The organism is Streptomyces sp. CA-142005 (assembly GCF_050942335.1).
In the GTDB taxonomy this organism is placed as follows: Bacteria; Actinomycetota; Actinomycetes; order Streptomycetales; family Streptomycetaceae; genus Streptomyces.
Genome location: NZ_CP192078.1, coordinates 3,835,397 through 3,859,236 on the forward strand (window position 1 = coordinate 3,835,397; position 23,840 = coordinate 3,859,236).

19 protein-coding genes and 1 pseudogene are annotated in these 23,840 nt (G+C 72.5%); 10 read left to right on the plus strand and 10 right to left on the minus strand.

What is annotated here, in order from left to right:
- Positions 1-89 precede the first annotated feature (89 nt).
- Positions 90-539: a DUF3887 domain-containing protein gene (locus tag ACQPXS_RS18080; protein WP_433450350.1), complete on the plus strand. Its 450-nt coding sequence runs from the start codon at positions 90-92 to the stop codon at positions 537-539.
- Here ACQPXS_RS18080 and ACQPXS_RS18085 read toward each other — a convergent pair whose 3' ends face one another.
- Entirely contained in the window at positions 540-1,967 is a 1,428-nt protein-coding gene (locus tag ACQPXS_RS18085) for an FGGY-family carbohydrate kinase (protein WP_433450352.1), read from the minus strand.
- Positions 1,968-2,164: 197 nt separating this feature from the next.
- On the opposite strand from ACQPXS_RS18085, the gene ACQPXS_RS18090 reads away from it, so the two are divergent.
- From ACQPXS_RS18090 to ACQPXS_RS18100, 3 genes are read left to right on the plus strand one after another with little or no spacing between them, the layout of a single operon-like run.
- Positions 2,165-2,986 (plus strand): DeoR/GlpR family DNA-binding transcription regulator, encoded by an 822-nt coding sequence (locus ACQPXS_RS18090; protein WP_433450354.1) that lies wholly within the window; start codon positions 2,165-2,167, stop codon positions 2,984-2,986.
- Entirely contained in the window at positions 2,983-4,008 is a 1,026-nt protein-coding gene (locus ACQPXS_RS18095; protein WP_433450356.1) for a 2-hydroxyacid dehydrogenase, read from the plus strand. Before ACQPXS_RS18090 ends, ACQPXS_RS18095 begins: the two co-directional genes overlap by 4 nt.
- A 17-nt stretch (positions 4,009-4,025) precedes the next feature.
- Positions 4,026-5,453 carry an FGGY family carbohydrate kinase gene (locus ACQPXS_RS18100; RefSeq protein ID WP_433450357.1) on the plus strand — a complete coding sequence of 476 codons (1,428 nt, stop codon included), beginning with the start codon at positions 4,026-4,028 and terminating at the stop codon, positions 5,451-5,453.
- Positions 5,454-5,482: 29 nt separating this feature from the next.
- Here ACQPXS_RS18100 and ACQPXS_RS18105 read toward each other — a convergent pair whose 3' ends face one another.
- Complete coding sequence (locus tag ACQPXS_RS18105; protein ID WP_356311509.1) at positions 5,483-6,151, minus strand: mycothiol-dependent nitroreductase Rv2466c family protein; 669 nt, start codon at positions 6,149-6,151, stop codon at positions 5,483-5,485.
- A 149-nt stretch (positions 6,152-6,300) separates the two neighbouring features.
- Between ACQPXS_RS18105 and pepN the strand changes: the two genes are divergently transcribed.
- The 4 genes and pseudogenes from pepN to ACQPXS_RS18125 all read left to right on the plus strand — a co-directional run.
- Positions 6,301-8,880 (plus strand): aminopeptidase N, encoded by a 2,580-nt coding sequence (gene pepN, locus ACQPXS_RS18110; protein WP_351797683.1) that lies wholly within the window; start codon positions 6,301-6,303, stop codon positions 8,878-8,880.
- A 207-nt stretch (positions 8,881-9,087) separates the two neighbouring features.
- Positions 9,088-10,137, plus strand: a complete 1,050-nt coding sequence (locus ACQPXS_RS18115) for a hypothetical protein (protein ID WP_433450359.1) — start codon at positions 9,088-9,090, stop codon at positions 10,135-10,137.
- A 156-nt stretch (positions 10,138-10,293) separates the two neighbouring features.
- Positions 10,294-11,100 (plus strand): SGNH/GDSL hydrolase family protein, encoded by an 807-nt coding sequence (locus tag ACQPXS_RS18120; RefSeq protein WP_433450360.1) that lies wholly within the window; start codon positions 10,294-10,296, stop codon positions 11,098-11,100.
- A 50-nt stretch (positions 11,101-11,150) separates the two neighbouring features.
- Positions 11,151-11,519 (plus strand): annotated as a pseudogene (locus tag ACQPXS_RS18125) (GNAT family N-acetyltransferase); the annotation flags it as partial.
- On the opposite strand, the gene ACQPXS_RS18130 reads toward ACQPXS_RS18125, so the two are convergent.
- The 6 genes from ACQPXS_RS18130 to ACQPXS_RS18155 all read right to left on the minus strand — a co-directional run bounded on the left by ACQPXS_RS18130 (position 11,469) and on the right by ACQPXS_RS18155 (position 18,068).
- Complete coding sequence (locus ACQPXS_RS18130) at positions 11,469-12,836, minus strand: glycosyltransferase (RefSeq protein ID WP_433455852.1); 1,368 nt, start codon at positions 12,834-12,836, stop codon at positions 11,469-11,471. The pseudogene ACQPXS_RS18125 and the gene ACQPXS_RS18130 overlap by 51 nt on opposite strands.
- Before the next feature lie 152 nt (positions 12,837-12,988).
- Positions 12,989-14,119, minus strand: a complete 1,131-nt coding sequence (locus ACQPXS_RS18135; protein ID WP_433450362.1) for a serine hydrolase domain-containing protein — start codon at positions 14,117-14,119, stop codon at positions 12,989-12,991.
- Positions 14,120-14,214: 95 nt separating this feature from the next.
- Positions 14,215-15,966 carry a TIGR03767 family metallophosphoesterase gene (locus ACQPXS_RS18140; RefSeq protein ID WP_433450364.1) on the minus strand — a complete coding sequence of 584 codons (1,752 nt, stop codon included), beginning with the start codon at positions 15,964-15,966 and terminating at the stop codon, positions 14,215-14,217.
- 201 nt (positions 15,967-16,167) lie between these two features.
- Positions 16,168-16,659, minus strand: a complete 492-nt coding sequence (locus ACQPXS_RS18145) for an NUDIX hydrolase (protein WP_351797675.1) — start codon at positions 16,657-16,659, stop codon at positions 16,168-16,170.
- Positions 16,660-16,668: 9 nt separating this feature from the next.
- On the minus strand, positions 16,669-17,619 hold the full coding sequence (locus ACQPXS_RS18150; protein WP_433450366.1) for a pyridoxamine 5'-phosphate oxidase family protein: 951 nt from the start codon (positions 17,617-17,619) through the stop codon (positions 16,669-16,671).
- Positions 17,620-17,621: 2 nt separating this feature from the next.
- Positions 17,622-18,068 (minus strand): VOC family protein, encoded by a 447-nt coding sequence (locus ACQPXS_RS18155; protein ID WP_351797672.1) that lies wholly within the window; start codon positions 18,066-18,068, stop codon positions 17,622-17,624.
- 109 nt (positions 18,069-18,177) lie between these two features.
- Here ACQPXS_RS18155 and ACQPXS_RS18160 point away from each other — a divergent pair, with 109 nt between their 5' ends.
- Both ACQPXS_RS18160 and ACQPXS_RS18165 read left to right on the plus strand, forming a co-directional pair.
- On the plus strand, positions 18,178-18,720 hold the full coding sequence (locus ACQPXS_RS18160; protein WP_433450367.1) for a CGNR zinc finger domain-containing protein: 543 nt from the start codon (positions 18,178-18,180) through the stop codon (positions 18,718-18,720).
- Between the two features lie 155 nt (positions 18,721-18,875).
- On the plus strand, positions 18,876-22,178 hold the full coding sequence (locus tag ACQPXS_RS18165) for a S8 family serine peptidase (RefSeq protein WP_433450368.1): 3,303 nt from the start codon (positions 18,876-18,878) through the stop codon (positions 22,176-22,178).
- A gap of 51 nt (positions 22,179-22,229) precedes the next feature.
- On the opposite strand, the gene ACQPXS_RS18170 is transcribed toward ACQPXS_RS18165, so the two are convergent.
- Positions 22,230-23,084 carry a hypothetical protein gene (locus tag ACQPXS_RS18170; protein WP_433450370.1) on the minus strand — a complete coding sequence of 285 codons (855 nt, stop codon included), beginning with the start codon at positions 23,082-23,084 and terminating at the stop codon, positions 22,230-22,232.
- A 1-nt stretch (position 23,085) separates the two neighbouring features.
- Entirely contained in the window at positions 23,086-23,643 is a 558-nt protein-coding gene (locus ACQPXS_RS18175) for an RNA polymerase sigma factor (RefSeq protein WP_351798642.1), read from the minus strand.
- Positions 23,644-23,840 lie beyond the last annotated feature (197 nt).

Consider the following 23,840-nt stretch of genomic DNA (forward strand, 5'->3'; position numbering starts at 1 on the left):
CAGTATCCCCGCGGGCTCGCCGCGGGCCGAAAGCCCTGGTCGTGACCGTCCGGCATGCGAGGGGCGGGCGAGTGGCGCACGATGAACGCATGTCCGACAAAGACATCGCACGCGGCGGCGAACGGCGACTGCTCCGGGCAGCGGCCAGGCTCGCCCTGGCCGCATCCGCGCCGTTGCCGGCCGCCGGTTCCGCACAGGCCGCGACCCAGCACGACACGATCGCCCTGAAGGCGCTCGACGACATCGTCAAGGGCGACTACAAGGCCGCCACCGCCCACTTCGACGCGGACATGCGCAAGCACCTGCCGCCGGAGGGCCTGAAGGACTCGTGGACGCACTACCAGGACGAATTCGGGCACTACAAGTCGCACCGGAAACCCAAGGACGTCAAGTCCGGCCGGTTCACCGTGGTGAGCGTGCCCCTGCGCATGGCGAAGAGCGACGGCGAGTTCCGCGTGAGCTTCGACAAGTCCGGTGCCATCGCCGGCCTGTTCTTCCTCAGGCCGGGCGTACCGTTCCCGAAGTCGATGCCCACGTGATCACCGGTCCAGCCGGTCCAGAGCGTGCGCCGCCACCTCCCTGGGCAGCCACCCGCGCAGCTCCAGCTCCCCCACCAGCCGTGCGTACGGCTCGGCGAACCGCGCCGTGCGGCCGGGGCGCGGCTCGACCGTCGTCCCCACGCGGGCCATCGCCTCGGCGACGGCGGCGAGGCGGTCTCCCGCTCCGGTGCCGTACGCGGCCAGGGCCGCCATGCCCAGAGCGGGTTCCGGCCGCTCGGGGACGCGGACCGGGCGGCCCAGGACGTCCGCGCGCAACTGGGTCCAGTAGGCGCTGCGGGCCGCGCCGCCGGTGAAGGCGAGGGGGCCGTCCACGCGGGCGCCGAGGTGGTGGAGGTAGTCCAGGCAGAGGCGTTCGGCGAAGGCCACGCCCTGCAGGAGGGCCGCCCACAGGTCGGCGTCCGACTCCGGGTCGCCGAGCAGGAGCGCGGTGGCCTGCGGGGCGCGGAAGGGGAAGCGTTCGCCGGGTGAGACCAGCGGGTAGGCGACGGCACCCGAGGGCTCGTACGCGGCCGCGCGGCCGTCCAGGGCGGCCGGATCGGCGGCCGGGAAGCGGGCGGTGAGGACGCCGGCACCGACGCTGGAGGCGCCCCCGGGCAGCCAGGTGCCGTCCGGGGCACGGTGGTTGTAGACCACACCGGCCGGATCCCGGACCGGCTCGGCGGCCGCGCCCTTGAGCACCAGTGTCGTGCCGAGCACCGAGTTCCACGCGCCCTCGCGCAGCGCGCCCGCGGCGATCTGGGCCGCGCAGCCGTCGGTCATGCCCGCGACGACCGGGGTGCCGGCGGGGATGCCGGTGGCGGCGGCGGCGGCCGCGCAGACCTCGCCGAGCCGGGTGCCGGGCGGTACGACGTCCGGGAGGGCGCCGGCCGGGAGCCCGGTGAGGTCGGGCCAGCGTTCGCGCTCCACGTCGTACGCGGTCTTCAGGGCGTGGCTGGAATCGGCCGGGACACGCTCGCCGGTAAGCCGTGCGGTGATCACGTCCGGCTGGTGCGCGATCCGTCCGGCGCCGTACCGGCCGACGAGCCAGCGCGCCTTCGGCAGGGCCCAGCTGTCCTGCACGGCGAGGCCCGCCGAGCGCAGCCGGCCCGCATCGGCGGACGCGCGCCCGTCGTCGTACATGAGCGCGGGCCCGGCCGGGCGTCCCGTGTCGTCCGTGAGCAGCACGGTCCCGGAGGTCCCGCACACCGCGAGCCCGGCCACCTCCGCACGGGCCCCGCCGAGCGCCTTCCGGCAGGCCGCGCACACCGCGTCCCACCACTCCCCCGGGTCCTGCTCGTGCCGCATCCCGTCCCGCCGCCCGCGCACCAGGGGTGCGGCACCGCTGCCGAGGACCGTGCCGTCGGCCGTCACGAGCAGTGCCCGCACCCCTTGGGTACCGAGGTCGATCCCGAGCCACGCCACCGCCATCCGAACCTCCGCACATCGCGAACGCTCCTGTGAAGTTCCCACTCCTCCCTGAGATTTCCCCCTGTTTTCCCCGTGCACAAGGGATTGACGGCCTTCCCGTGCCGTTACACCCTCTGTTGTCGAGTCGACTCGCCTGTCATCCCGGCCCGACCCCACCGCGACCGGGCCGAGCGACCGGGACGGCGGACAGAGGCAAGATGGGCAACAGCAGCGCGCACTCCCCGCAAGGGCCCGCGGCCCGGCAGACGGCCATGGCCGAACTCGTCCTCGCGGAGGGCTCGGCGACCGCGGCCGAGCTGGCCGAGCGGTTCGGGGTGAGCCTGATGACCATCCACCGGGACCTCGACGAGCTCGAACGGCAGGGGATCGTAAGGAAGTTCCGGGGCGGGGTGACCGCGCAGCCGTCCGGGGTGTTCGAGTCGAACGTGCAGTACCGGCTGAAGACCATGCGCCCGCAGAAGGCCGCGCTCGCCGCGCACGCCATGCGGCACATCGAGCCCGGCATGGCCGTCCTCCTCGACGACTCCACCACCGTCCTGGAGATGGCCCGCCGGCTGCGGCTCGGCGAGATCACCCCGCTGACGGTCGTCACCAACTTCCTGGAGGCGATCAACCTCCTCGCCGGGCAGCGCGGCATCCATCTGATGGCACTGGGCGGCGACTACGACCCGCTGCACTCCTCCTTCCTCGGGGTGTCCTGTGTGGAGGCGGTCGAGCAGCTGCGCGTGGACGTCGGTTTCCTGTCGACGTCGGGGGTGCACGGCGGCTACGCCTACCACCAGGAGCAGCACATCGTCTCCGTGAAGCGGGCGATGCTCGACGCGGCCGCCCGCACCGTGCTGCTGGTCGACCACACCAAGCTGAGCCGGGTCGCGCTGCACCGGGTGGCCCCGCTCTCCCGCTTCGACCTGCTGCTGGTGGACGACGGCGCCTCGCCCGAGGCGCTGCGCGACCTGGACGAGCACAAGGTGCGCCACGAGGTGTGCGCCACGGATCCGAAGGAGCGTGCCTCCCTGTGACGACCTCCCGCGTGCGTGTGCTGGCCGCCGGCGACCACTTCGTCCTGCCGCGGCTGATCACGGCCGCCCTCGGCCGGGAGGCCGACTGCGAGGTGCGGGAGCTGACGCTCGGCTGGCCGCTGGAGCCGTTCGGGCCGGTCGCCGAGGTGAGCGAGGCGAGCGACGCCGAGGACGAGCTGATCACGGCGCTCGACGGCGCGGAGGTGCTGGTCACCCAGATGGGCCCGGTCACCGCCCGCGTCCTCGCCGCCTGCCCCGCGCTGCGGCTGGTCGTGGTCTGCCGGGGCGGGCCGGTGAACGTCAACCTGGAGGCGGCGAAGCGGCACGGCGTACGGGTGTGCTTCGCACCCGGCCGCAACGCCGCCGCCACCGCCGAGTTCACCGTCGGCCTGCTGCTCGCCGCCCTGCGCCGCATCCCGCAGGCCCACAACCTTCTCGCCGGTCGAGGGAGTTGGGGCGGGTCCGCGTACTACACGTACGAGCACAGCGGTGTCGAGCTGGAGGACCTGCCCGTCGGGATCGTCGGATACGGCGCGGTGGGCAGCCGGGTCGCGCGGGTGCTGTGCGCCTTCGGGGCCCGGGTGATGGTGTACGACCCCTATGTGCGCGGCGAGGTGCACGGGCTGCGCCTGGACTCGCTGGACGAACTGCTGCGCCGCTCCCATGTGGTCACCCTGCACGCCCGGCTGACGGCACAGACCCGTGGCCTGCTCGGCGCCCGTGAGCTGGCGCTGCTGCCGCCGGGCGCGGTGGTCGTCAACGCCGCCCGCGGGGCGCTGCTGGACGAGGACGCGCTGTGCGACGCGCTGGCGGACGGGCGGCTCGGCGCGGCGGCCCTGGACACCTACGCCCGCGAACCCCTCCCCGCGGACTCCGGGCTGCGCGCGCCGGCCGACCGGGTGGTGCTGACCCCGCACCTCGGTGGTGCGAGCCGGGCGGTGGCGGAGAAGGCGGCACGGATCGCGGCGGCCGAGGTGGGCCGCTGGGTGCGCGGGGAGCCGCTCGCGCACTGTCTGACCTGAGAACACCCGGGGGTGTCATGTTCGTCGGGATCGATGTGGGCACGTCTTTGGTGAAGGCCGCCGCCTTCGACCGTGCCGGCCGCCAACTGGGCGTGGAGGTGCGGCCGGTGAACCTCGATGTGCGCTTCGGAGCCGTCGAGCAGTGGATGCCGGAGGTGTACGCGGCCGTGTCCGGCGCGCTGAAGGTCCTCACCGGGCGGCTGGAGGAGCCCGTGGAGCTGGCCGGGCTGACCGGGCAGGGCGACGGGGTGTGGCTGGTGGACGCGGCGGGCCGGCAGGTGCGGCCGGCGATCTCCTGGATGGACGGACGGGCGCACGAGCTGGTGGACCGGTGGCTGGCGGACGGCACCTTCGAGGCCGTCTTCCGGCGCACCGGCAGCGCGATGTTCCCCGGCTGTCCGGGTCCGCTGCTGGCCTGGCTGGACCGGCACGAGCCGGCGTCCCTGGACCGGGCGGCGGCGGCCGTGTACTGCAAGGACATGGTGTTCCAGCGGCTGACCGGCGCCGAGCGGGCGGTGACGGACGTGTCGGACGCGTCGATGCCGTTCCTCGACCCGCGCACCCGGTCGTACGACCACGGGGTGCTGGAGCTGCTCGGCCTGACGCACCGCAGGCGGCTGCTGCCTCCGATCGGCGACCCGATCGCGACCGGCGAGGCGGTCGGTGAGGGGCTTGCGGCCGGCACCCGGCTGGCGAACGGCCCGTACGACCTGCCGGCCTGCGCGCTCGGCGCGGGCGTCACCGCGCCCGGCGACGGCCTGCTGATCGTCGGCACCTGTCTGGCGAGCCTGGTCGCCACCACCGAGCTGGATCTCGCGGGCGAACCGGCCGGGCTGTACATCTCCACCGACCGGCCGGGCCACTGGCTGCGCGCGATGCCCGCGATGGTCGGTACGGCGGCCCTGGACTGGGTGCTGGCCACGACGGGCGCCCGGCACCAGGAGCTGGACGCCCTGCTGGCCGAGGCCCCGCCCGGCTCGTTCGGGGTGCGGGTGCTGCCGTACTTCGCGCCCTCCGGTGAGCGCGCGCCCTTCGTGGAGCCGGGGCTGCGCGCCGAGTTGCTCGGTGTCTCGCTGGAGACCCGGCCCGCCCACCTGGTGCGCGCCACCTGCGAGGGCATCGGCTACGCGGCCCGGCACTGTCTGGAGGCCGCGGGTCTGACCGGGACGCTCGCGGTGTGCGGCGGCGGCACTCGCAGTCCGGCCTGGACGCGGCTGCTGGCGGACGTGCTGGGCCGGCCGCTCAGGGTGATGGAGGGCGAGGTCGGCGCGCGGGGCGCGGTGCTGGCGGCGGCGGAGCGGTACGGGGTCCCGCTGGACACCGCGGCCTGGACCGAGCCGACCCGCGTCATCGAGCCGGACCCGGACCGGGCGGCGTACTACGCCAAGGGGTACGAGGAACACCTGGAGCTGCTGGCGGAGGCACGGCAAAGGGCCCGGCGCTGAGCGGCACCGGGCCCTGCGTCTGCCGGGGCTCAGAGGTTGCTGAAGTCCGGCCCCTGCGTCCTGGTGCGCTTGATCTCGTAGAAGCCCGGCACCGAGGCCACGGCGATCGTGCCGTCCCACAGCCGGGCCGCCTCCTCGCCCTTCGGGGCGGGGGTGACGACCGGGCCGAAGAAGGCGATCTGCTCGCCGTCGGGGCCGGGCACCGCGATGACGGGGGTGCCGACGTCCTGGCCGACCTTCTCGATGCCCTCCTTGTGGGAGGCGCGCAGCTCGGCGTCGTACTCGAAGTCCTGCTGCTCGGCGTAGTCGATGAGGTCGGCGGGCAGGCCGACGTCCGCGAGGGCGCCGGCGACGGCCTCCAGGGTCGGGCCCTCGCCGTTGTTGTGGATGCGGGTGCCGAGCGCGGTGTACAGCGGGCCGAGGATGTCGTCGCCATGCTTCTGCCAGGCCGCGGTGACCACGCGGACCGGCTGCCAGGCCTTGGTCGCGAGCATCTCCCGGTACTCCTCGGGCAGCTCGTCGAGCCTGTTCTCGTTGAGGACGGCGAGGCTCATGATGTGCCAGCGGACCTCGATGTCGCGGACCTTCTCCACCTCCAGCACCCAGCGGGAGGTCATCCAGGCCCAGGGGCACAGCGGATCGAACCAGAAGTCGACGGGGGTCTTGCCGGGCGCGGTCGAGGTCGCGGTCTCGGACATGGTTCTCCTCAGCGAAAAGGTCTTTTCAAGCTCAACGACGTCCTCGCGGCCCGCATTCCCCGCTGATTCCCTGCTGCCCCCTGTCAGGGGCACATGGGAGGATCGGTCCTGTTCAGCCGCATCCACGCGATCACAAGGGAGTGCCGTCCGTGCCCGGTGAGAATCTGTCCCGCGACGAGGCCCGGGAGCGGGCCGCCCTGCTGTCCGTAGACGGGTACGAGGTGTCCCTGGACCTCAGGTCCGCGACCGGCGACGGCGAAGGCGAGCCGCGCACGTTCCGCTCGGTGACCACGATCCGCTTCCGCTGCAACGAACCGGGCGCGTCCAGCTTCGCCGATCTGATCGCGCCGAGCGTGACCTCGGTGTCGCTCAACGGCCGGGACCTGGACGCGGGCCAGGTCTTCGACGGCTCGCGGATCCTGCTGGAGGACCTGGCGGCGGAGAACGAGCTGGTGGTGGACGCGCAGTGCGCCTACTCCCGTACCGGTGAGGGCATGCACCGCTTCGTCGACCCGGAGGACGGCGAGGTCTACCTCTACACCCAGTACGAGCCGGCCGACGCCCGCCGCGTCTTCGCCAACTTCGAGCAGCCGGACCTCAAGGCGCCCTACCGCTTCGAGGTGCGGGCGCCGGAGGGCTGGACGGTGTGGAGCAACGGCGCGGGCGAACGGGCCGACGGGGTCTGGCGGTTCGCGGAGACCAAGCCGATCTCGACGTACATCACGTGTGTGGTGGCGGGGCCGTACCACTATGTGACGGATTCCTACGAGCGGGTGTTCGAGGACGGGACCAAGCTGGAGATCCCGCTCGGCGCGATGTGCCGCAAGGGGCTCGCCCCGCACTTCGACGCCGACGACGTCTTCCTGGTCACCAAGCAGGGCCTGGACTTCTTCCACGACCACTTCGACTACCCGTACCCGTTCGGGAAGTACGACCAGGCGTTCGTGCCCGAGTACAACCTGGGCGCGATGGAGAACCCGGGCCTGGTGACCTTCCGCGAGGAGTACATCTTCCGCGGCAAGGTGACGCAGGCGTCGTACGAGGCGCGGGCCAACGTCGTCCTGCACGAGATGGCGCACATGTGGTTCGGCGACCTGGTCACCATGGAGTGGTGGGACGACCTGTGGCTGAAGGAGTCCTTCGCGGACTTCATGGGCACGTTCGCGAACGTGGGCGCGACCCGCTTCAAGGACGCCTGGATCACCTTCGCCAACCGCCGCAAGGCGTGGGCGTACCGCGCGGACCAGCTGCCGTCGACGCATCCGGTCACGGCGGACATCCGTGACCTGGAGGACGCCAAGCTGAACTTCGACGGCATCACCTACGCCAAGGGCGCCTCGGTGCTCAAGCAGCTGGTGGCGTACGTCGGCCAGGACGCGTTCCTGGAGGGCGCGCGGCGCTACTTCAAGCGGCACGCGTACGGCAACACCCGCCTCGGCGACCTGCTGTCGGCGCTGGGCGAGACCAGCGGCCGGGACATGTCGGCGTGGGCGCGTTCGTGGCTGCAGACGGCCGGGGTCAACGCGCTGACGCCGCAGGTGCTGCTGGACGCGGAGGGCCGGGTGGCCGAGCTGGCGGTGGTGCAGGAGGCGCCGGAGACGCATCCCGAGGAGCGCCCGCACCGCATCGCGGTGGGCCTGTACCGGCGTACGCCCGAGGGCGCGCTGGAGCGGTACGCGCGCGTGGAGACGGATGTGGAGGGCCCGCGCACGGTCGTCGCGGACCTGGCGGGCGCCGAGGCCCCGGACCTGGTCCTGGTCAACGACGACGACCTGACGTACTGCAAGATCCGCTTCGACGACACCTCGCTGGCGACGCTTCTGGAGCACCTGGGCGCGCTGACCGACCCGCTGGCCCGTGCGCTGTGCTGGTCGGCGCTGTGGAACATGACCCGGGACGCGCTGCTGCCGGCGCGGGACTTCGTCGGTCTGGTGCTGCGCTTCGCGGGCCGCGAGTCCGACATCGGGGTGCTGCAGATGCTGCACGCGTGGGCGAACTCGGCGCTGGTGCACTATGCGGCGCCCGGGTGGCGGGCGGCCGGCGGTGAGCTGCTGGCCGAGGGCGCGCTGCGGGAGCTGGAGGCGGCCGAGCCCGGCAGTGAGCACCAACTGGCGTGGGCGCGTTTCTTCGCCACGGTCGCGTCCGGCGAGACGGACCTCGCCCTGCTGAAGCGCCTGCTGGACGGCGCGGAGGTCATCGACGGCCTGGAGGTGGACCAGGAGCTGCGCTGGGCGTTCCTGGAGCCGCTGGCGGCGCACGGCGTGGCCGACGAGTCCGTGCTGGCGGCCGAACTGGCCCGCGACGACACGGCGTCCGGCAAGCGCCACCAGGTCCGCTGCCTCGCGGCCCGCCCGTCGGCGGCGGTCAAGGCGCAGGCGTGGGCGCAGGTGGTGGAGTCCGACGCGCTGTCGAACGCGCTGGTGGAGGCGACCATCGCGGGCTTCGGCCAGCCTTCGCAGCGGGAGCTGACGGCGCCGTACGCGGAGAAGTACTTCGCGGCGATCGAGCGGGTGTGGCGGGAGCGGTCGATCCAGATCGGCATGGACGTCGTACGGGGCCTGTTCCCGGCGCTGCAGGACCGGCCGGAGACGCTCGAGGCGACGGACGCGTGGCTGCGGGCGCACCCGGACGCGGCGCCGGCGCTGCGCCGGCTGGTGCTGGAGGCGCGGGACGACCTGGCGCGGGCGCTGCGCGCGCAGGAGTGCGACACGACGGCGGCCGGCGACTGACCTTTGGCCTGAGTTCGGGCTGCCGGTGACCGTTACGGAATTCGGTCAATGTGACCCGTAACCCCTGGTCCGCACCCGATCGGACCAGGGGTTTCCCGTCCCTACTCGGCACCCGAACACCTGACCTTTAGTACCGGCTTGTCCGCATTTCTCGACGACCGTGTAACAGCGGTTAAGGGTGGGACCGGGCGCGGGAATCCCGACGCCATGACGCACAACACCCCGCTCTCCCCCCGCCCCCTCCACCGCCTCTCCCAGGTCTACCGCCGCGTCCTGACGACGGCTCAGCTCCGCGCCCACGGAGTGACGGCGGCCGACCTGACCGAGCAGTGCCGCCCCGGCGGGCCCTGGCAGCAGCTGCTGCCGAACGTGGTCCTGCTCCACCCCGGCCCCCCGACGAGCGAGGAGCGTCTGCACGGGGCGCTGCTGTACGCGGCCCGCGAGTCCGCGCCCGGCGTCCCGGCCCAGCCGCCGGCCGAGGAGCCCCACCGCCCCGTCTACGCCGACGCGATGATCACGGGCCTCGCGGCCCTCACCCTCCACGGCTTCTCCGCCACCCCGCCGCTGCTCTCCCTGGACCACGTCGACGTCCTGGTCTCCCGCCTGCGCCGGCTGCGCTCCACGGGCTATGTCCGCGTCCTGCGCACCCCCGCCCCGCCCACGCCCGACGCGGTGACCGGCCTGCCGGTGGCGCCGGTGCCGCGGGCGCTCGCGGACGCGGTGGCGGAGCTGACGGACGCGGATGCGGTACGGCGGCTGCTGACCGAGGCGGTGCGCGGCGGCCACTGCGAACCCGCCGCCGTCGTACGGGAGTTGACGCAGGCAAAGCTGCTGAACCGCCCGCACGTGGTGGACGCGGTGAACTCGCTCGTGGCGGAGGGCCGTTCGATCGCCGAGGACCGCCTGTACCGGATGGTCGGCGAGTACGGTCTGCCCGACCCGGTCTGGAACGTCGACCTGCGGCTGCCCGGCGGCCCGCACCTCGGCGGCCTGGACGCGTACTGGCCCGAGCAGGCGGTGGCGGTGGAGCTGGACACCCGGGCGCCCCGGCAGGGCCACCGGCGGGACGACGACGGGCTGTGGTCGGAGTACGCCCGCAAGCGGGAGCACCTGGAACGCCTCGGGATCACGGTGGTGTACCTCACGCCGAAGAAGCTCAGTGACGCGATGGAGCAGCAGGCGGCGGTGGTCCGTACGGCCCTGATGGCCTCGGCGGACCGTGATCCGGCCGCGTACGTCGTGGTGCTTCCCCGGTAGTGACGGACCGGAGGGGCGCCAGGAGGGGAGAGGAGGGGCCACCGGGCCGATGCCGGTGGCCCCTCCTCGTGGTCACCGCCCCGGGTGACTCCGCGTTCTCACCCGAACGGAGGAGCCTCGCGGGCGGCGCCGTCCGGACCACGAAAGATGAGAGGTATGCGACACACCCGGACAGCCGCGTGTTCGCCGGCCCTCCTGCTCGCCGCCTGCCTCGTCGCCGCCCCCGCGACGGCACAGGCGGCGCCGCTGAAAGCGGGCCCGGGGTACGTGGCACTCGGTGACTCCTACTCCGCCGGGCTCGGTGCCGGCGACTACCTCCCCACCGGCACGGACTGCAGGCGCAGCGGCCGGGCGTACCCGGTCCTGTGGGCCTCGGCGCACAAGGTGACGACCTTCGCCTTCGCCGCGTGCAACCACGCCCGGACGAGCGACGTCCTGTCCGGCCAGCTCGGCACGCTCGGCGCCGGCACCAGGCTGGTCACCCTCACCGTCGGCGGCAGCGACGCGGGCTTCGTCGGCGTCATGACCACCTGCGCACTGGGCGGCACCAGCCGCTGCCTGTCGGCCGTCGCCGGCGCCCGCGCCACCATGGACCGGTCCCTCGGGGACAGCCTGGACCGGCTCTACTCGGCCATCAGGAACCGGGCTCCCGCCGCCCGCGTCGTGGTGCTCGGCTATCCGCACCTGTACCACCTCAGAGGCGTCTGCGAAATCGGCCTCCAGGACAGCGCGCGCGCCGCCATCAACGACGGTGTGGACCACCTCGACGCGGTGATCGCCCGCCGCGCCGCCGCCCACGGGTTCACCTTCGCCGACGTCAGGGCCGCCTTCGCCGGCCACGAGATCTGCTCCCGCAGCCCGTGGCTGCACAGTGTCGACGTGCTGGCCCCCACCGAGTCGTACCACCCCACGGCTCCGGGGCAGAGCCTCGGCTATCTCCCGGTCCTCGACCGGGTCTCCTGAACCCCGCCGGGGCCGGATTGCCACATCCGTGCCAGGGGCAGAAGTCCTCCATGCCCGCTGAACCCGTTTCCCTGCGGCCCGTCCGTGAGGACGATCTGCCCCTGCTGGAACGCTTCCTGGGCGAGCCCGAGACGGCGGGGCCCTTCCAGTGGTACGGATACGCCGACCCACGGCGGTTCCGGCAGCGCTGGACGGAGAACCGGCTGCTCGGTGAGGACGGCGGCCAGCTGATCGTCGCGGCCGGAACCGAGCCGCTGGGGTTCGTCGCCTGGCGGAAGATCGTCGTCTCGGCCTCCACCTACTGCTGGAACATGGGCGCCCAGCTGCTGCCCGAGGCCCGCGGCCGGGGCATCGGCACCCGGGCCCAGCTACAGCTCGTCCGCTACCTCTTCGCCCACACCCCCGTGATGCGCATCGAGGCCGACACCGAGGCCGAGAACATCGCCGAGCAGCGGGCCCTGGAGAAGGCCGGGTTCACCCGCGAGGGCGTACTGCGGGGCATCGTCTTCCGGGACGGCCGGTGGCGCGACGGCGTCGCCTACAGCGTGCTGCGCCACGACCCGCTGCCCACCGACGTGTGAGGCGTACACCTCGTCGAGCAGCGTGGCGTAGGCCGCGATCATGCGGGTGCGGCTGAAGCGCTCCCGGGCGGCCTCCAGGGCCGGGGCCAGGTCCGTACGGCCGGCGGCCGCGGCGGACCAGGCCAGGGCGATCGCGCCCGGGTCCGGCGGGGTGACGAAGCCGAGGCCCTCGACGATCGACGCGCTGTCGCCGACGTCGGTCGTCACCGGGACCGCGCCGCACATCATGCCCTCGATCAGGCACAGCGGCGCCGCCTCGCCGGAGACGGAGGTCAGGGCGACGACGTCGGCGGCGGCGTACACGGCCGGCATGTCGTGCCGCACGCCGAGCAGGTGGACGCGGTCGGTCAGGGGCGGCGCGTCCGCGAAGGCGTCGGCGAGGTCCGCGCGCAGCCCGGCGTTGCCCTGGGTCATCCCCGCGCCGCACATCAGCACGTGCCCGCCGCCCTCCCGGGCCAGCCAGGCGCGGGCCGCCCGGAGCAGCAGGGGGACGTTCTTCATCGCGGCGTACCGGGCCGCGAAGACGACCACCGGCGCCCGGTCCGCGATCCCGAGGGAGGCGCGCAGGGCGAGCCGTGCGGCCGGGTCCGGGCGGAAGCGGAGCAGGTCGACGCCGTTGGGGATGACATGCAGCAGCCGGCCCGGGATGCCCGCGGCCTCGTAGGCGGCCCGGGTGGACTCGGCGCAGCACACGCACGCGGCCACCGTGCCGTCGGCGATGGCGGCCTTCAGCTCCTCGAGCGCGGGTCCCTGGTTCTCCGGGTCGGAGCGGTGCAGACAGACCACGACCGGGCGGCGGGGCAGGCCGCCCTGGTTGAGCAGGGCCAGCGGCTGCTCCTTCAGGGAGAGGATCACATCCGCCCCGGCCATCGACCGAGCCGTTTCGGCCAGCTCGGGCCCGCTGAAAACGTTCGCCGCGAGCGAGCCGTCCACCAGCCCTGCGCTACGGCCGAGCGAGGTGACACCGACCCCGCCGGCGGTCAGCGCCCGGTAGCAGTGGTCGTCCTCCATGCGCTGCCTGGTGGCCTCGCGATGGACCTCGCCATGGATGCTGAGTACCTGGTGGGACTGGCCGCCCTCGGCCAGTCCCAGTACGACGTCGCTGTGCACGATCCGGGCTCCTCCGGAGAAGAAACCCTCGTAGACCGACAGCACTCGCAGTCCGTGCCTCGTGCGCACGCGACCACCCCGCCTTGCATAAATGATCGAGAAGATCGAGCCATCCCCGTCCAAAGCGGGATAGCCGATATGAGGCGGTACGGACATTGCGTCCGCGTTAACACGGAATGACGTGGGTGAAACGGTGGCTAACAGAATTCCGCTTCGGCCACCGCGCGCCCGCCGCCGGCCCAGTCCCCGTTGAAATTGACGGCGAGGGAATGCCGGCCGTCCTCGGTCGTGATCGCCGTCGAGGTGGAGCCGTGGATGCCGCCGTCGTGGCCCCACACATGAACGCCGCAGCTCAGCGGGGTTTCCATGAGGCCGAGGCCATAGCGTCCCGGCGAGGGGGAGTCCTTGATCTCGACCGTGGTCTTCATTTCCTTCAGCTGGTGCGGTGGAAGGATCTTTCCGCCGAGCAGAGCGCCGTAGAAACGGTCGAGATCGGCGGAATTCGAGATCATTTCACCGGCCGCGGAGGCCAGGGACGGATTCAGGGCCGTCACGTCGTACGTCGGACCCGACGGGTCGGTGAATTTCGAGTAGGCCCGGCTGCTCGGATGCGGGACGGTGACCTCCGTCCCGGGCAGGGAGGTGGCCCTCAGGCGCAGCGGGTGGATGACGCGCCGGGTGATCTCGGTGGCGTACGAGTGTCCCGTCACCTTCTCGATCACCATGCCGGCCAACACGTAGTTGGTGTTGGAGTAGTGCCAGGACGTGCCCGGCGCGAAGTCCGGCTTGTGGCGCATGGCGACGGCCACCAGCTCGCGCGGGGTGAGCGTGTCGTAGCGGTGCCGGGAGAAGCCCTCCTCGGTGAAGTAGGCGCGGCCGAAGTCCTCGTCCTCGGTGTAGTTGTAGATGCCGCTGGTGTGGTTCAGCAGCTGCCGTACGGTGATGTGCCGCCCGTCGTGTCCGTGCCCGCGGACGACGCCCGGCAGCCACTTGTCCACCGTGTCGTCCAGCGACAGCCGGCCCTCCGCCTCCAGCTGGAGCAGGACGGTGGCGACGAAGGTCTTGGTGATGCTGCCGACGCGGTAACGGTCGGCGGTGGAGCGCGGCGTGCCCGTGCGCAGGTCGCCCACGCCGGCGGTGGCGGACCAGGTGCCGTGGGCGTCCTTCGCGGTGGCGGTCACCCCGGGCACGCCGGCCCGGACCGCGGCCTCGACGGCCTTGCGGGTGGCGGCGTGCCCGTGGCCCTCGGCCGCGGCCGCTGCCGGAGCCGCCAGGGCCGCCGAGAGGAGTACGGCCGTGGCGACCGCCAGGGTCGTGCGTACGCGCATGTCTTCCCCCAACCTGAGCTGTTCGGTGCGGTCGGGGGAGGAAACCGGCGTGGGATACCGGAAGGTTGCTCGGCCTTAGGCCAGTTGAGTGGCTCTCAGCCCTTCTTCAGCACCAGCTCCGTGTTCCGGTCGGCCGCGGTGCCCGCGAGGGTCTTGTTGGCGCCGGGGGCGTTGAAGGCCAGTTCGCGGTAGAGGGCGGCGAGGCCGGTCTGGGAGAGGTCGGCGAAGTCGGTGCGGTGCGGGGCCGCGGACTCGATCAGGGTGGTGAAGAGGGAGATCGTGCCGTCCTTGTTGTCCACCAGCTCGATGATGCGGGCCAGGTGGGGGTAGTCGACGTGCGAGGCGGTGGAGATCTCCCAGAAGGAGCGGCCGCCGGAGGCCTGGTGCGGGGTGATGACGTTCTTGTGGATGTGTCCGTTCACCCAGGCCAGGACGTTGGCGTGGGCGGACAGCAGCGAGATCACCTCGGCGCCGCTGTGCCGCTTCTCCCGGGGGCGGGCCGGGTCGGGGCGGGTGTTGTCCATCGTCTTGCTGGTGTGGTGGCTGAAGACGACGGCGTAGGAGTCCTTGTTGTCCTTCAGCGTCCTGTCCAGCCAGTTCAGCTGGGCGGTGCCGATGGAGCCCTCGTAGTGGCCGCCGGCGTCGGTGGTGTCGAGGCTGATGCCGATGACGTCGTCGGAGATGCGGAAGGCGTAGTACTGGGTGCCCGCGTCGAGGTTCGCCGAGGAGTAGCCGTGCCCGGCCGGGCCGTGCCCCTGGTAGGCCGGGTCGAGGTGGGCCTTGAGGTAGTCGGCCTGGGTGTAGGGGGCGCGCTTCTCGTCCGGCGTGACCGAACGCATCGAGCGGGCGTGGGCCTTGAGGAAGTCCCGGTAGCCGGTGCCCTTGGGGTCCTTGGCGTTCTTGATGGCGTCCTGGAGCTTCTGGGCGTCGGCGGCGGAGACACTGAACAGCTTCTTGCCGCCGATGGCCGCCTCGGCGAGGTAGGGGTCGCCGTGGGAGCCGTAGCAGCCGAGCGGGAGGGCGTCGTGGTTGCCGACGGTCGAGAACCAGGGCAGCTTCAGGCCGGGGCTCTGCACCTCGCGGATCGCGGCGGCCAGGAAACCCTTGAGCTGCGGGAAGCCGAGCGCCTTGTCGCCGTCGCGGAGGGCGGAGTCGGGCTGCCAGTACAGCTTCAGACCGCTGTTCTGCACGCCCTCGTAGTGCCTGGCGTCCCCGGAGTTCGGGGTGATGCGCCCACCGCTCATCACCTTCATGAACCACTCCAGTTCGGAGTGGGCGTTGTTGTCGGTGTTGTCGCCGGTGGTCATGACGAAGTGGAGCGGGGCGCCGGTGACGGGGGCGCCCCGCAACGCGTTGACCCGCTCGACGAGCGAGACGGCGCCGGGCACGGTCAGCGCCTCGTGCGGACGCCAGGCGTGCACGTCGTGGGAGCGCAGGTACTCCAGCCGCAGCGGGTGCTGGACGTCCTGCAGGTGCAGGTCGGTGAACTGCACGAACGCGGCGAGGGTCGTACGGCGACCCGCCCGGCCGGACTTGGGCGTGGCCAGCTCGCCGCGCACCACCCGGCCCCAGCCCGGGCCGTCGCCGAGCCTGCGGTAGCCGGAGCTGCCCCGCGGCGCGGCCACGGAGGCGAGGGTCGTGCCCTTGGTGTAGGGGACGAGCGGGGTCGCCGCGGGGGCCTGCCGGGAGTGGGCGACCGGCGCCGCGGCGGTGGTGGCGGCCTGGCTGTCGGTGGGGCGGAGGGCGTAGCCGACGCCCGCGGAGAGCGAGACCGCTCCGGCGGCGGCGAGGACGGTACGGCGGTTGACCTCCAGGGCGGAGGCGGCGACAGAGCGTATGCGCGACATTGGCGCGATCTCCCCGAGTGCGAACGCGTCGGCAGTGGTCGCGGGTCGTCGCTCACGCGAACAACCCGCTCGCTCTGGATCGTTGGCACCGGGGATGACCTGCGCGTGAACGCGGCGGCAACGCGCAGCGCCGATCACCGTACGTGGATCACGGGGTACCGGTCGCGGTCATGGAGTGGCTTTCGGGCGGCCGGGGGGCGGTTACTCCTCGTTCATCTCCTGGGGTACGGGAGGGGTCTCGACGGCGAGATGCCCGTTCGCGGGGCGCTCCCGCCAGAGCCGCAGCGCGGTGTCGACCAGGCGCACCCGGTTCAGGTCCGGTACGACCGAAAGATCCCGCCATGCCGCGAAATCAGTGGATCCATCGATCTCGTATCGGAGTTCACCGCCGACGACCTGCCCTTCGTACACCAGGCGCAGGGCGTGGTGGTCGGTACGACGACGGTGGTGGCGACGCCGGCGCAGGGTCAGCCGGCGCGAGTCCACGCCGAGGAGACCGGTCACCTCGATGCGGTAACCGGTCTCCTCCATGACCTCGCGGCGGACGGTGTCGTACGGGTCCTCGCCGTGCTCCATGCCGCCACCCGGCAGCACCCACTCAGGCGTCCCGTCGGGCCCGGGTGAGCGGGCCAGCAGGATCTGTCCGTCGCGCACGCACACGGCGTAGGCCGCCACCCTCAAATTCCGTCGCATGGACGGACGTTAACGCGCGATGTCGGGATTCGCCGGTGAGTATTCCGGCGTCGACCACCGCAGCGGAAGGGCGGCGGGGGTCCAGCGGGCCTCGGTGAGGGTGAAGCGGACGTCGCGCTCGCCGGCCGCCGTGAACTCGGCGCGGGCCTCTCCGGTGAGCTGGAGGGTCGTGCCGGTGGTCCAGTCGAGGAACAGCAGTCCGGCGCGGGGGTCGGCGCGCAGGTTGCCGAGGGTGAGGAACATGGCGTTGCCGGGGTAGTCGGGCCAGGTCAGTTCGCGTGGCGAGGTGACCTGGACGAAACCGGGGTTGCCGCCGCGGTGGCTGACGTCGGCTCCGCCGGGGTGGGCGGTGGCCAGGAAGAAGGTGTCGGCCGAGCGGATGAACTCCGTTGTCCGCGGGTCGAGTTCGGTCAGCCTCCGGGTGCTGCCCGGCTCGCGGTCGGCGAGTGTCTCGTACGAGTTCCTGCGCTGGATGTACTTGGGGCAGTTGGAGAAGACCTGGTCGGCTTCTACGGCGAAGCCGCGGGGTGTGGGTCTCAGCCGGCCGTTGAGGCGCATGCGGCGGCGGGTCCGGGGATCCAGGGCGATGGTGCCGATACGGGTGCCGGGGGTTTCGAGGGCCGTTGCGAGAGGGTCGTCGTTCGGGTGCCGGCTGTCTGTGGTTGCTCGCGCAGTGCCCTGCACCCCTTCAGGTCGGCTGCACGACCGCCGACCGGTGACCACCGACATCTGCCGCGGGCCCGTCGCCCGGACGAAACCGGGTGCGCCCGTGAGCGCCGACGCACACACCCGGCCCGTTGCCGGGTCCGCCGCCCCCACCACCAGCAGGGGCTGGAGCTGAAGGAAGGCCGCCGCGACCGGCTTGATGTCCTGGCCGAGGGAGCGGCCCACGTGCTCGGCGCGGTCGCGGACGCCCAGCAGTTCCTGCACGGCGAGCGAGCCCGCGTGATAGGTGCTCATGGCTAGAAGAAGCCGCAGGTCGGGGCGTCCGAGTGGGGGGCCGGGGCGCCGTCGGGGCCGAGGGGGGCGGCGATCTCCAGGCGGATGCCGTCCGGGTCGTGGAAGAAGATCCCGCCCGAGGCCGCGCCCTCGCGGTGGGCGACCACGCCGTCGTGGGCGAAGTCCACTCCGGCGGCCCGCAGCGCGGTCTCGTACTCCCGGACGCGGTCGATCGAGTCGGCCGTGAAGGCGAGGTGGTGCAGCCCGGGGCGGCCGCTGTCGTACGAGCCCTGCGCCTGCTGCCAGAGGGTGACGAGCGGGGCGCCGCCGGTCTCCCCCAGCATCGCCCAGCGCCGGTCGTCCTCCTTGCCCTCGGCGAGCACGGCGAAGCCGAGGAGGTCGCGGTAGAAGGCGAGGGAGCGGTCGAGGTCGGTGACGTTCAGGCCGGTGTGCGCGATGCGCGGGGTCATGGATCTTCCCTTCGAGATACCTAACCGTTGTTTCTTAAGCTAGACGGTTAGAGGCGAGATCGTCAACCGGTCACGTACTCTTGAGGGGTTAGTCGAGAAGGAGTGCCCGATGTCCATCGCCCGCGACCCCCGCCCGCTAACCGGCGAGCCCCTCGCGCTCGACCTGCTCAACACCCGGTGGAACCGGGAAGGCGTCACCCAGGACCTGCTCGACTCCACCGAGGGCCTGGCGGTGTGGCTCGCGAGCAACGGGCTGGCCGGGGACCACGCGGCCGACGCGGAGGTGCTGGAGCATCTGCGCGAGGCGCGCGAGGCGCTGAAGGCGGCGGTGGACGGGGCACCGGCCCAGGCCGCGCCGCTGGTGGACGCCGTACTGGAGCACGGGCGGATCCGGGCCCGGCTGACCCCCGACGGCCCCGCCGAGGAACCGGAGTTCGCCGATCCCTCGTGGGGGCCCGCCTGGCTCGCCGCCCGGAACTACCTGGAGCTGATCACCCGGGCCCCGGAGCGCATCCGCACCTGCGCCGGCGGCACCTGCATCCTGCACTTCTTCGACACGTCCCGGAACGGCACCCGCCGCTGGTGCTCGATGGCCGCGTGCGGCAACCGTGCGAAGGCGTCCCGGCATTACGCGCGCTCGAAGGAGAACTGACCCCATCTCCGGCCATACGGGGCCGATAACGGCGAAACGCATCGCGGGTTTTCCCCATACATCGATATCGATTCGGTCAACGATCCCCAAAGAACCGTCCCTTGGGTAAGGCTGAGCGCCCTCGTCCGCTCAATTCCTTGACCTGAGGGATGCCGATGACCCACACGCCCGAGCGTGATCCCATACCCGGTCCGAGACGCCTGGCCCGCATAGCCGTGGCCGTGGGCGTGGTGGCCGCCCTGTCCGCCGCCGGGCCGATACCCCTGGCCCTCGCCGCGGACACCCCCTCCGCCCCACAGGGGCAGTACGACTCCGGTGTCAAGTCCGCCCACGACAAGCTCGGTTCGGACGACGCCGATCTGCTCGCCGAGGCCAAGGCCGACGGCGACAAGAACGTCACGATGATGATCGCGACCGCCCCGGGACAGACCGGGCAGGTCGCCGGGGAGCTGGACGCGGTCGAGGGCGGCTCGGTGGGCCGCACCTACGACAAGCTCGGTTACGTCCGCGCCACCGTGCCGACGGCAAAGGCCGACTCGGCCATCGCGGCCGCCGCCAGGCTCTCCTCGGTGCACGCCATCGACCTCAAGCAGGAGATCCCGCTCGACGACCCGGCGCCGAGCGGCGCCGAGTCCGGTACGGCCACCGGCACTTACCCGGCCCCCGGCCGGAACACCCCGGCGAAGAACCCGTACAACCCGTCCTTCGAGACCGGCGCCGTCGACTTCGTCCAGGACCACCCGAAGTGGGACGGCCGGGGCATCACCATCGGCATCCTCGACTCCGGCGTCGACCTCGGCCACCCGGCGCTGCAGAAGACCAGCACCGGCGAGCGGAAGATCGTCGACTGGGTGACCGCGACCGACCCGATCGTGGACGGCGACGCCACCTGGCGCCCGATGGTCACCGCCGTCTCCGGGCCGAGCTTCTCCTACGGCGGCGCGACCTGGACCGCGTCCTCCGGCTCGTACGAGATCAGCACCTTCAAGGAGTCCGCGACCACCGGCGGCGACGAGAAGGGCGACCTGAACCGGGACGGCGACACGACCGACAGCTGGGGCGTGCTGTACGACCCGGCGGCCGGCACGGTCACCGTCGACCTGGACAACGACCACGACTTCACCGACGACACCCCGATGAAGCCGTACAAGGACGGCTACCAGGTCGGGTACTTCGGCACCGACGACCCGAAGACCGACGTGGCCGAGCGGGTGCCGTTCGTCGTGCAGATCCGCAAGGACGTGCCGATGGACCCCTACGGCGGGTCCTGGGTCGGCAAGAAGGCGGACTTCGTCAACATCGGTGTCATCGAGTCCGAGCACGGGACGCATGTCGCGGGCATCACGGCCGCGAACGGCCTGTTCGGCGGCAAGATGAACGGCGCGGCCCCCGGCGCGAAGATCGTCTCCTCGCGCGCCTGCACCTGGACCGGCGGCTGCACCAACGTGGCCCTCACCGAGGGCATGATCGACCTCGTCGCGAACCGCGGTGTCGACATCGTCAACATGTCGATCGGCGGCCTGCCGGCGCTGAACGACGGCAACAACGCGCGCGCCGAGCTGTACACCCGGCTGATCGACACCTACGGCGTCCAGCTGGTGATCTCCGCGGGCAACTCCGGCCCCGGCGCCAACACCATCGGCGACCCCGGCCTCGCCGACAAAGTGATCTCGGTCGGTGCCGCCATCTCCAAGGAGACCTGGGCCGCCAACTACGGCTCGGTCGTGGAGAAGAAGTACCAGATGATGCCGTTCTCCTCGCGCGGCCCGCGTGAGGACGGCGGCTTCGCCCCGACGCTGGTCGCGCCCGGCGCCGCGATCAACTCCACCCAGACCTGGCTGCCCGGCTCGCCGGTCGGCGAGGCGGGCTACTCGCTGCCGGCCGGCTACTCCATGCTCCAGGGCACCTCGATGGCCTCCCCGCAGGCCGCCGGCGCCAGTGCGCTGCTGCTGAGCGCCGCCAAGCAGAAGGGCATCGACCTGACCCCGGCCGGGCTGCGCACGGCGCTCACGTCGACGGCCCACCACATCAAGGGCGTTCAGGCGTACGAGGAGGGCTCGGGCCTGATCGACATCGTGGACGCCTGGGAGGCGATCAGGGACGGGGCCTCCGCGCACGACTACACCGTCAAGGCGCCCGTCGACACCGCGCTCGACCAGGCGCTGAAGACCCCGGGCTACGGCACCGGCCTGTACGACCGCGAGGGCGGCCTGAAGGCCGGCGAGAAGAAGACCTACGACATCACCATCACCCGCACCTCCGGCCCGGACCGTCCGGTCTGGCACGAGCTGGGCTTCGAGAACAACGCCGGCGCCGCCTTCCGGATCCTCGGCGACGACCTCGTGCGGCTGCCGCTGAACCAGCCGGTGACCGTGAAGGTGCAGGCGGCCCCGGGATCGGCGGGCGTCAAGAGCGCCATCCTGGACGTCGACGACCCGTTCACCGAGGGGATCGACAAGCAGATCCTCACCACCGTCGTGGTCTCCACCCCGGTGCACTACACCTACACCGCGGCCAACTCGGTGCAGCGCAACAGCACCCAGTCGTACTTCCTGACCGTGCCCGAGGGCGCGAAGTCGCTGGAGGTGGCGATCGGCGGGCTGAAGGACAAGAGCCAGACCCGGTTCATCGCCGTCCACCCGTACGGTGTCCCGGTCGACAACACCGGCACCCCGTACTGCTACCCGAACTACCTGGACGGCAACGGCTGCAAGCCGGACGTGCGCTCCTACGCCGACCCGCAGCCCGGCGTCTGGGAGGTGGAGGTGGAGTCCCGCCGCACGTCCCCGCTGCTGGACAACCCGTACACGCTGGACGTCTCCGTCCTCGGCGCGGCCTTCGACCCGGAGACCGTGACCGTGCCCGAGGCCAAGGCCGGCAGCCCGGCCGCCGTCTCCTGGAAGGTGACCAACGCGTACGCGGCCCTCGACGGCAAGGCGGTCGGCGGTCCGCTCGGCTCGGCCAAGACGGCCCGCCCGTCCATCAAGGAGGGCGAGACGCAGACCACCACGGTGGACGTCCCGGCCGGCGCCAAGTCCCTCGACGTCGCCATCGGCAACGTCTCGGACGCCTCCGCCGACCTGGACCTGACGGTGTACGACGCGAGCGGCAAGCAGGTCGCGCAGTCCGCCGACGGCGACTCCGAGGAAGCGGTCTCCATCCCGTCCCCGGCCGCCGGCACGTACACCATCAAGGTCGTCGGCTACGCGGTGCCGTCCGGCGCGACCGACTACGACTACCGGGACGTGTTCTTCTCCCCCACGCTCGGCTCGGTCACGGTCGACGACTCCACGCCGGTCAAGCTCGGCACGGGCGACTCGGCCACGGTCACCGGGCAGGTCACGGCCGCGGCACAGGCCCCGGCGGGCCGTGAGTTCTTCGGCCGGGTCCAGCTGGTGAACGCACGCGGCACGGTCGCGGGCGTGGGCAGCGTGAAGATCGAGAAGGTCACGCCGTAACGACGGGGTGCCTTCGGGTGAGGGGCGGGTGTCCGGGGGGACACCCGCCCCTCACGGCTTGCCGGCGGGCGCCTCCTCGGTGGGGCAGGCCGTGTGCCGGGACGCGGGCAGCGCCTCGGTGATCCAGGCGCGGCTGACCGCGACGCGGGTGTCGCCGACGGCCCACAGGCTCGCGTTCCGCTGTCCCACGCCGACCCGGACGAGGACGTGCTGGCCCGTGCGCGGGGCCGGTTCGGCGGCGCTGTCGAGCAGGAAGCCGACCTCGGCCGGTCCGTGCGCCGGCTTGTAGGAGCGGATCACCTTCAGCGTGATCCGGCTCCAGGGGGACTGCCCTTGCGGCTCCACCTTGGCCACGGTTCCCTCCACGACCAGCCGGGAGCAGGCCAGGTCGAGTTCCGGGTCGGCCGGGCGCCCGCCGTCCCCGGAGACCTTGGCCCCGGCATCACCCGCCTTCTTGTCCGCGGCGCTCGCGCTGTTGTCGTCCGAGGCACCGGTGTGCGACACCATCCAGCCGAACCCGGCGACCAGCGCGAAGGCCGTGGCGCCCGCGAGCACCCCGAACGCGACCCGCAGCGCCCGGCGGGGCCCGGTGGGCCGGCCCGGGCGCGGGGGCCGCGGAGGGCGGCGCCCGGCGCGCACCGGCCGGGTGACCCCGCGAGCCCGCGGCACCGGCCGGGGACTCTCCCCGGGCTCCGTCTCGCCCCCGTTCGCCCGCTCCCCGGTCAATGCCTCCGCGAGCCAGGTCAGCTGCTCCTTCAGCACCGCGACGTCGGCCTCGGCGGCCCGGTGCTCGGCGAGGAAGCCGGGGTCCCGGCGGGCCTCCTCGGGCAGCGGCTCCCCGGTGACGGCGGCCATCAGCGCGTCCATGCCGCCGTACTCCCCCGCGCCTGTGTGTCCGGCGGTCACGTCACACCACCTCGTCCTCGTGCAGGCGGTCGCGCAGGGCGCGGACCGCCGTGTGCAGCCTGCTCTTGACCGTGCCCTCGGGGATGTCCAGCTCCTCGGCGATGGCCCGGACGGACAGGTCGGCGAAGAAGCGCAGGACGAGTACCTGCCGCTGCGCGGCGGGCAGGCCGTCCAGGCCCTGGGCGACGGCGAGGGAGAGCAGGCTGGTCTCCTCGCCGGAGGGGTGCGCGGGCTCGCGCAGCGCGGCCAGCCGCTCCCCCAGCCGCTCCTGGCGCCGCTTGGCCCGGTGCCAGTCCATGGCGAGGTTGGAGGCGACCACCGCCGCCCACGCCGACACGTCCCGCGGCGCCTCCCGCCCGCTCGCGGTCCGCTCCAGCAGCCGCAGCCGGACCTGCTGCACCCCGTCCGGCAGGTCCGACTGCGGCACCCCGCCGAGCGCGAGCACCGCCCGCACCCGGCGTTCCTGTGCCGCGTCCAGCGGGTCGTCGCCGGTACGGTCCCCACGGTCCGTACCGGCGGCGTACGCCCCCTGGTCGCGGCGCGCCCCTCCGCGCAGCACAAGCCACCCCCTCACGCGTCTGCCCCTACGACGCGGCAGCGGGCCGAAACGTTCGGACCGGTTTCCTGCGGTCGCAGAGGCGTACGTCACATCGTCGTATGGCCGGGAACCGCGCGGGCAGGCACGGGACGGCACAGCTTGCGGCCCGGACCCGAGCCGGAGGGAATTTCTCCAGCTCAGCGGGGTGTTCGACGGAG

Excerpts from the sequence above, each read along its gene's own strand:
- ACQPXS_RS18080 (WP_433450350.1), top strand. The coding sequence starts at position 90 with ATGTCCGACAAAGACATCGCACGCGGCGGCGAACGGCGACTGCTCCGG.
- ACQPXS_RS18085 (WP_433450352.1), bottom strand. The coding sequence starts at position 1,967 with ATGGCGGTGGCGTGGCTCGGGATCGACCTCGGTACCCAAGGGGTGCGG.
- ACQPXS_RS18090 (WP_433450354.1), top strand. The coding sequence starts at position 2,165 with ATGGGCAACAGCAGCGCGCACTCCCCGCAAGGGCCCGCGGCCCGGCAG.
- ACQPXS_RS18100 (WP_433450357.1), top strand. The coding sequence starts at position 4,026 with ATGTTCGTCGGGATCGATGTGGGCACGTCTTTGGTGAAGGCCGCCGCC.
- ACQPXS_RS18105 (WP_356311509.1), bottom strand. The coding sequence starts at position 6,151 with ATGTCCGAGACCGCGACCTCGACCGCGCCCGGCAAGACCCCCGTCGAC.
- ACQPXS_RS18115 (WP_433450359.1), top strand. The coding sequence starts at position 9,088 with ATGACGCACAACACCCCGCTCTCCCCCCGCCCCCTCCACCGCCTCTCC.
- ACQPXS_RS18120 (WP_433450360.1), top strand. The coding sequence starts at position 10,294 with ATGCGACACACCCGGACAGCCGCGTGTTCGCCGGCCCTCCTGCTCGCC.
- ACQPXS_RS18135 (WP_433450362.1), bottom strand. The coding sequence starts at position 14,119 with ATGCGCGTACGCACGACCCTGGCGGTCGCCACGGCCGTACTCCTCTCG.
- ACQPXS_RS18140 (WP_433450364.1), bottom strand. The coding sequence starts at position 15,966 with ATGTCGCGCATACGCTCTGTCGCCGCCTCCGCCCTGGAGGTCAACCGC.
- ACQPXS_RS18145 (WP_351797675.1), bottom strand. The coding sequence starts at position 16,659 with ATGCGACGGAATTTGAGGGTGGCGGCCTACGCCGTGTGCGTGCGCGAC.
- ACQPXS_RS18150 (WP_433450366.1), bottom strand. The coding sequence starts at position 17,619 with ATGAGCACCTATCACGCGGGCTCGCTCGCCGTGCAGGAACTGCTGGGC.
- ACQPXS_RS18155 (WP_351797672.1), bottom strand. The coding sequence starts at position 18,068 with ATGACCCCGCGCATCGCGCACACCGGCCTGAACGTCACCGACCTCGAC.
- ACQPXS_RS18160 (WP_433450367.1), top strand. The coding sequence starts at position 18,178 with ATGTCCATCGCCCGCGACCCCCGCCCGCTAACCGGCGAGCCCCTCGCG.
- ACQPXS_RS18165 (WP_433450368.1), top strand. The coding sequence starts at position 18,876 with ATGACCCACACGCCCGAGCGTGATCCCATACCCGGTCCGAGACGCCTG.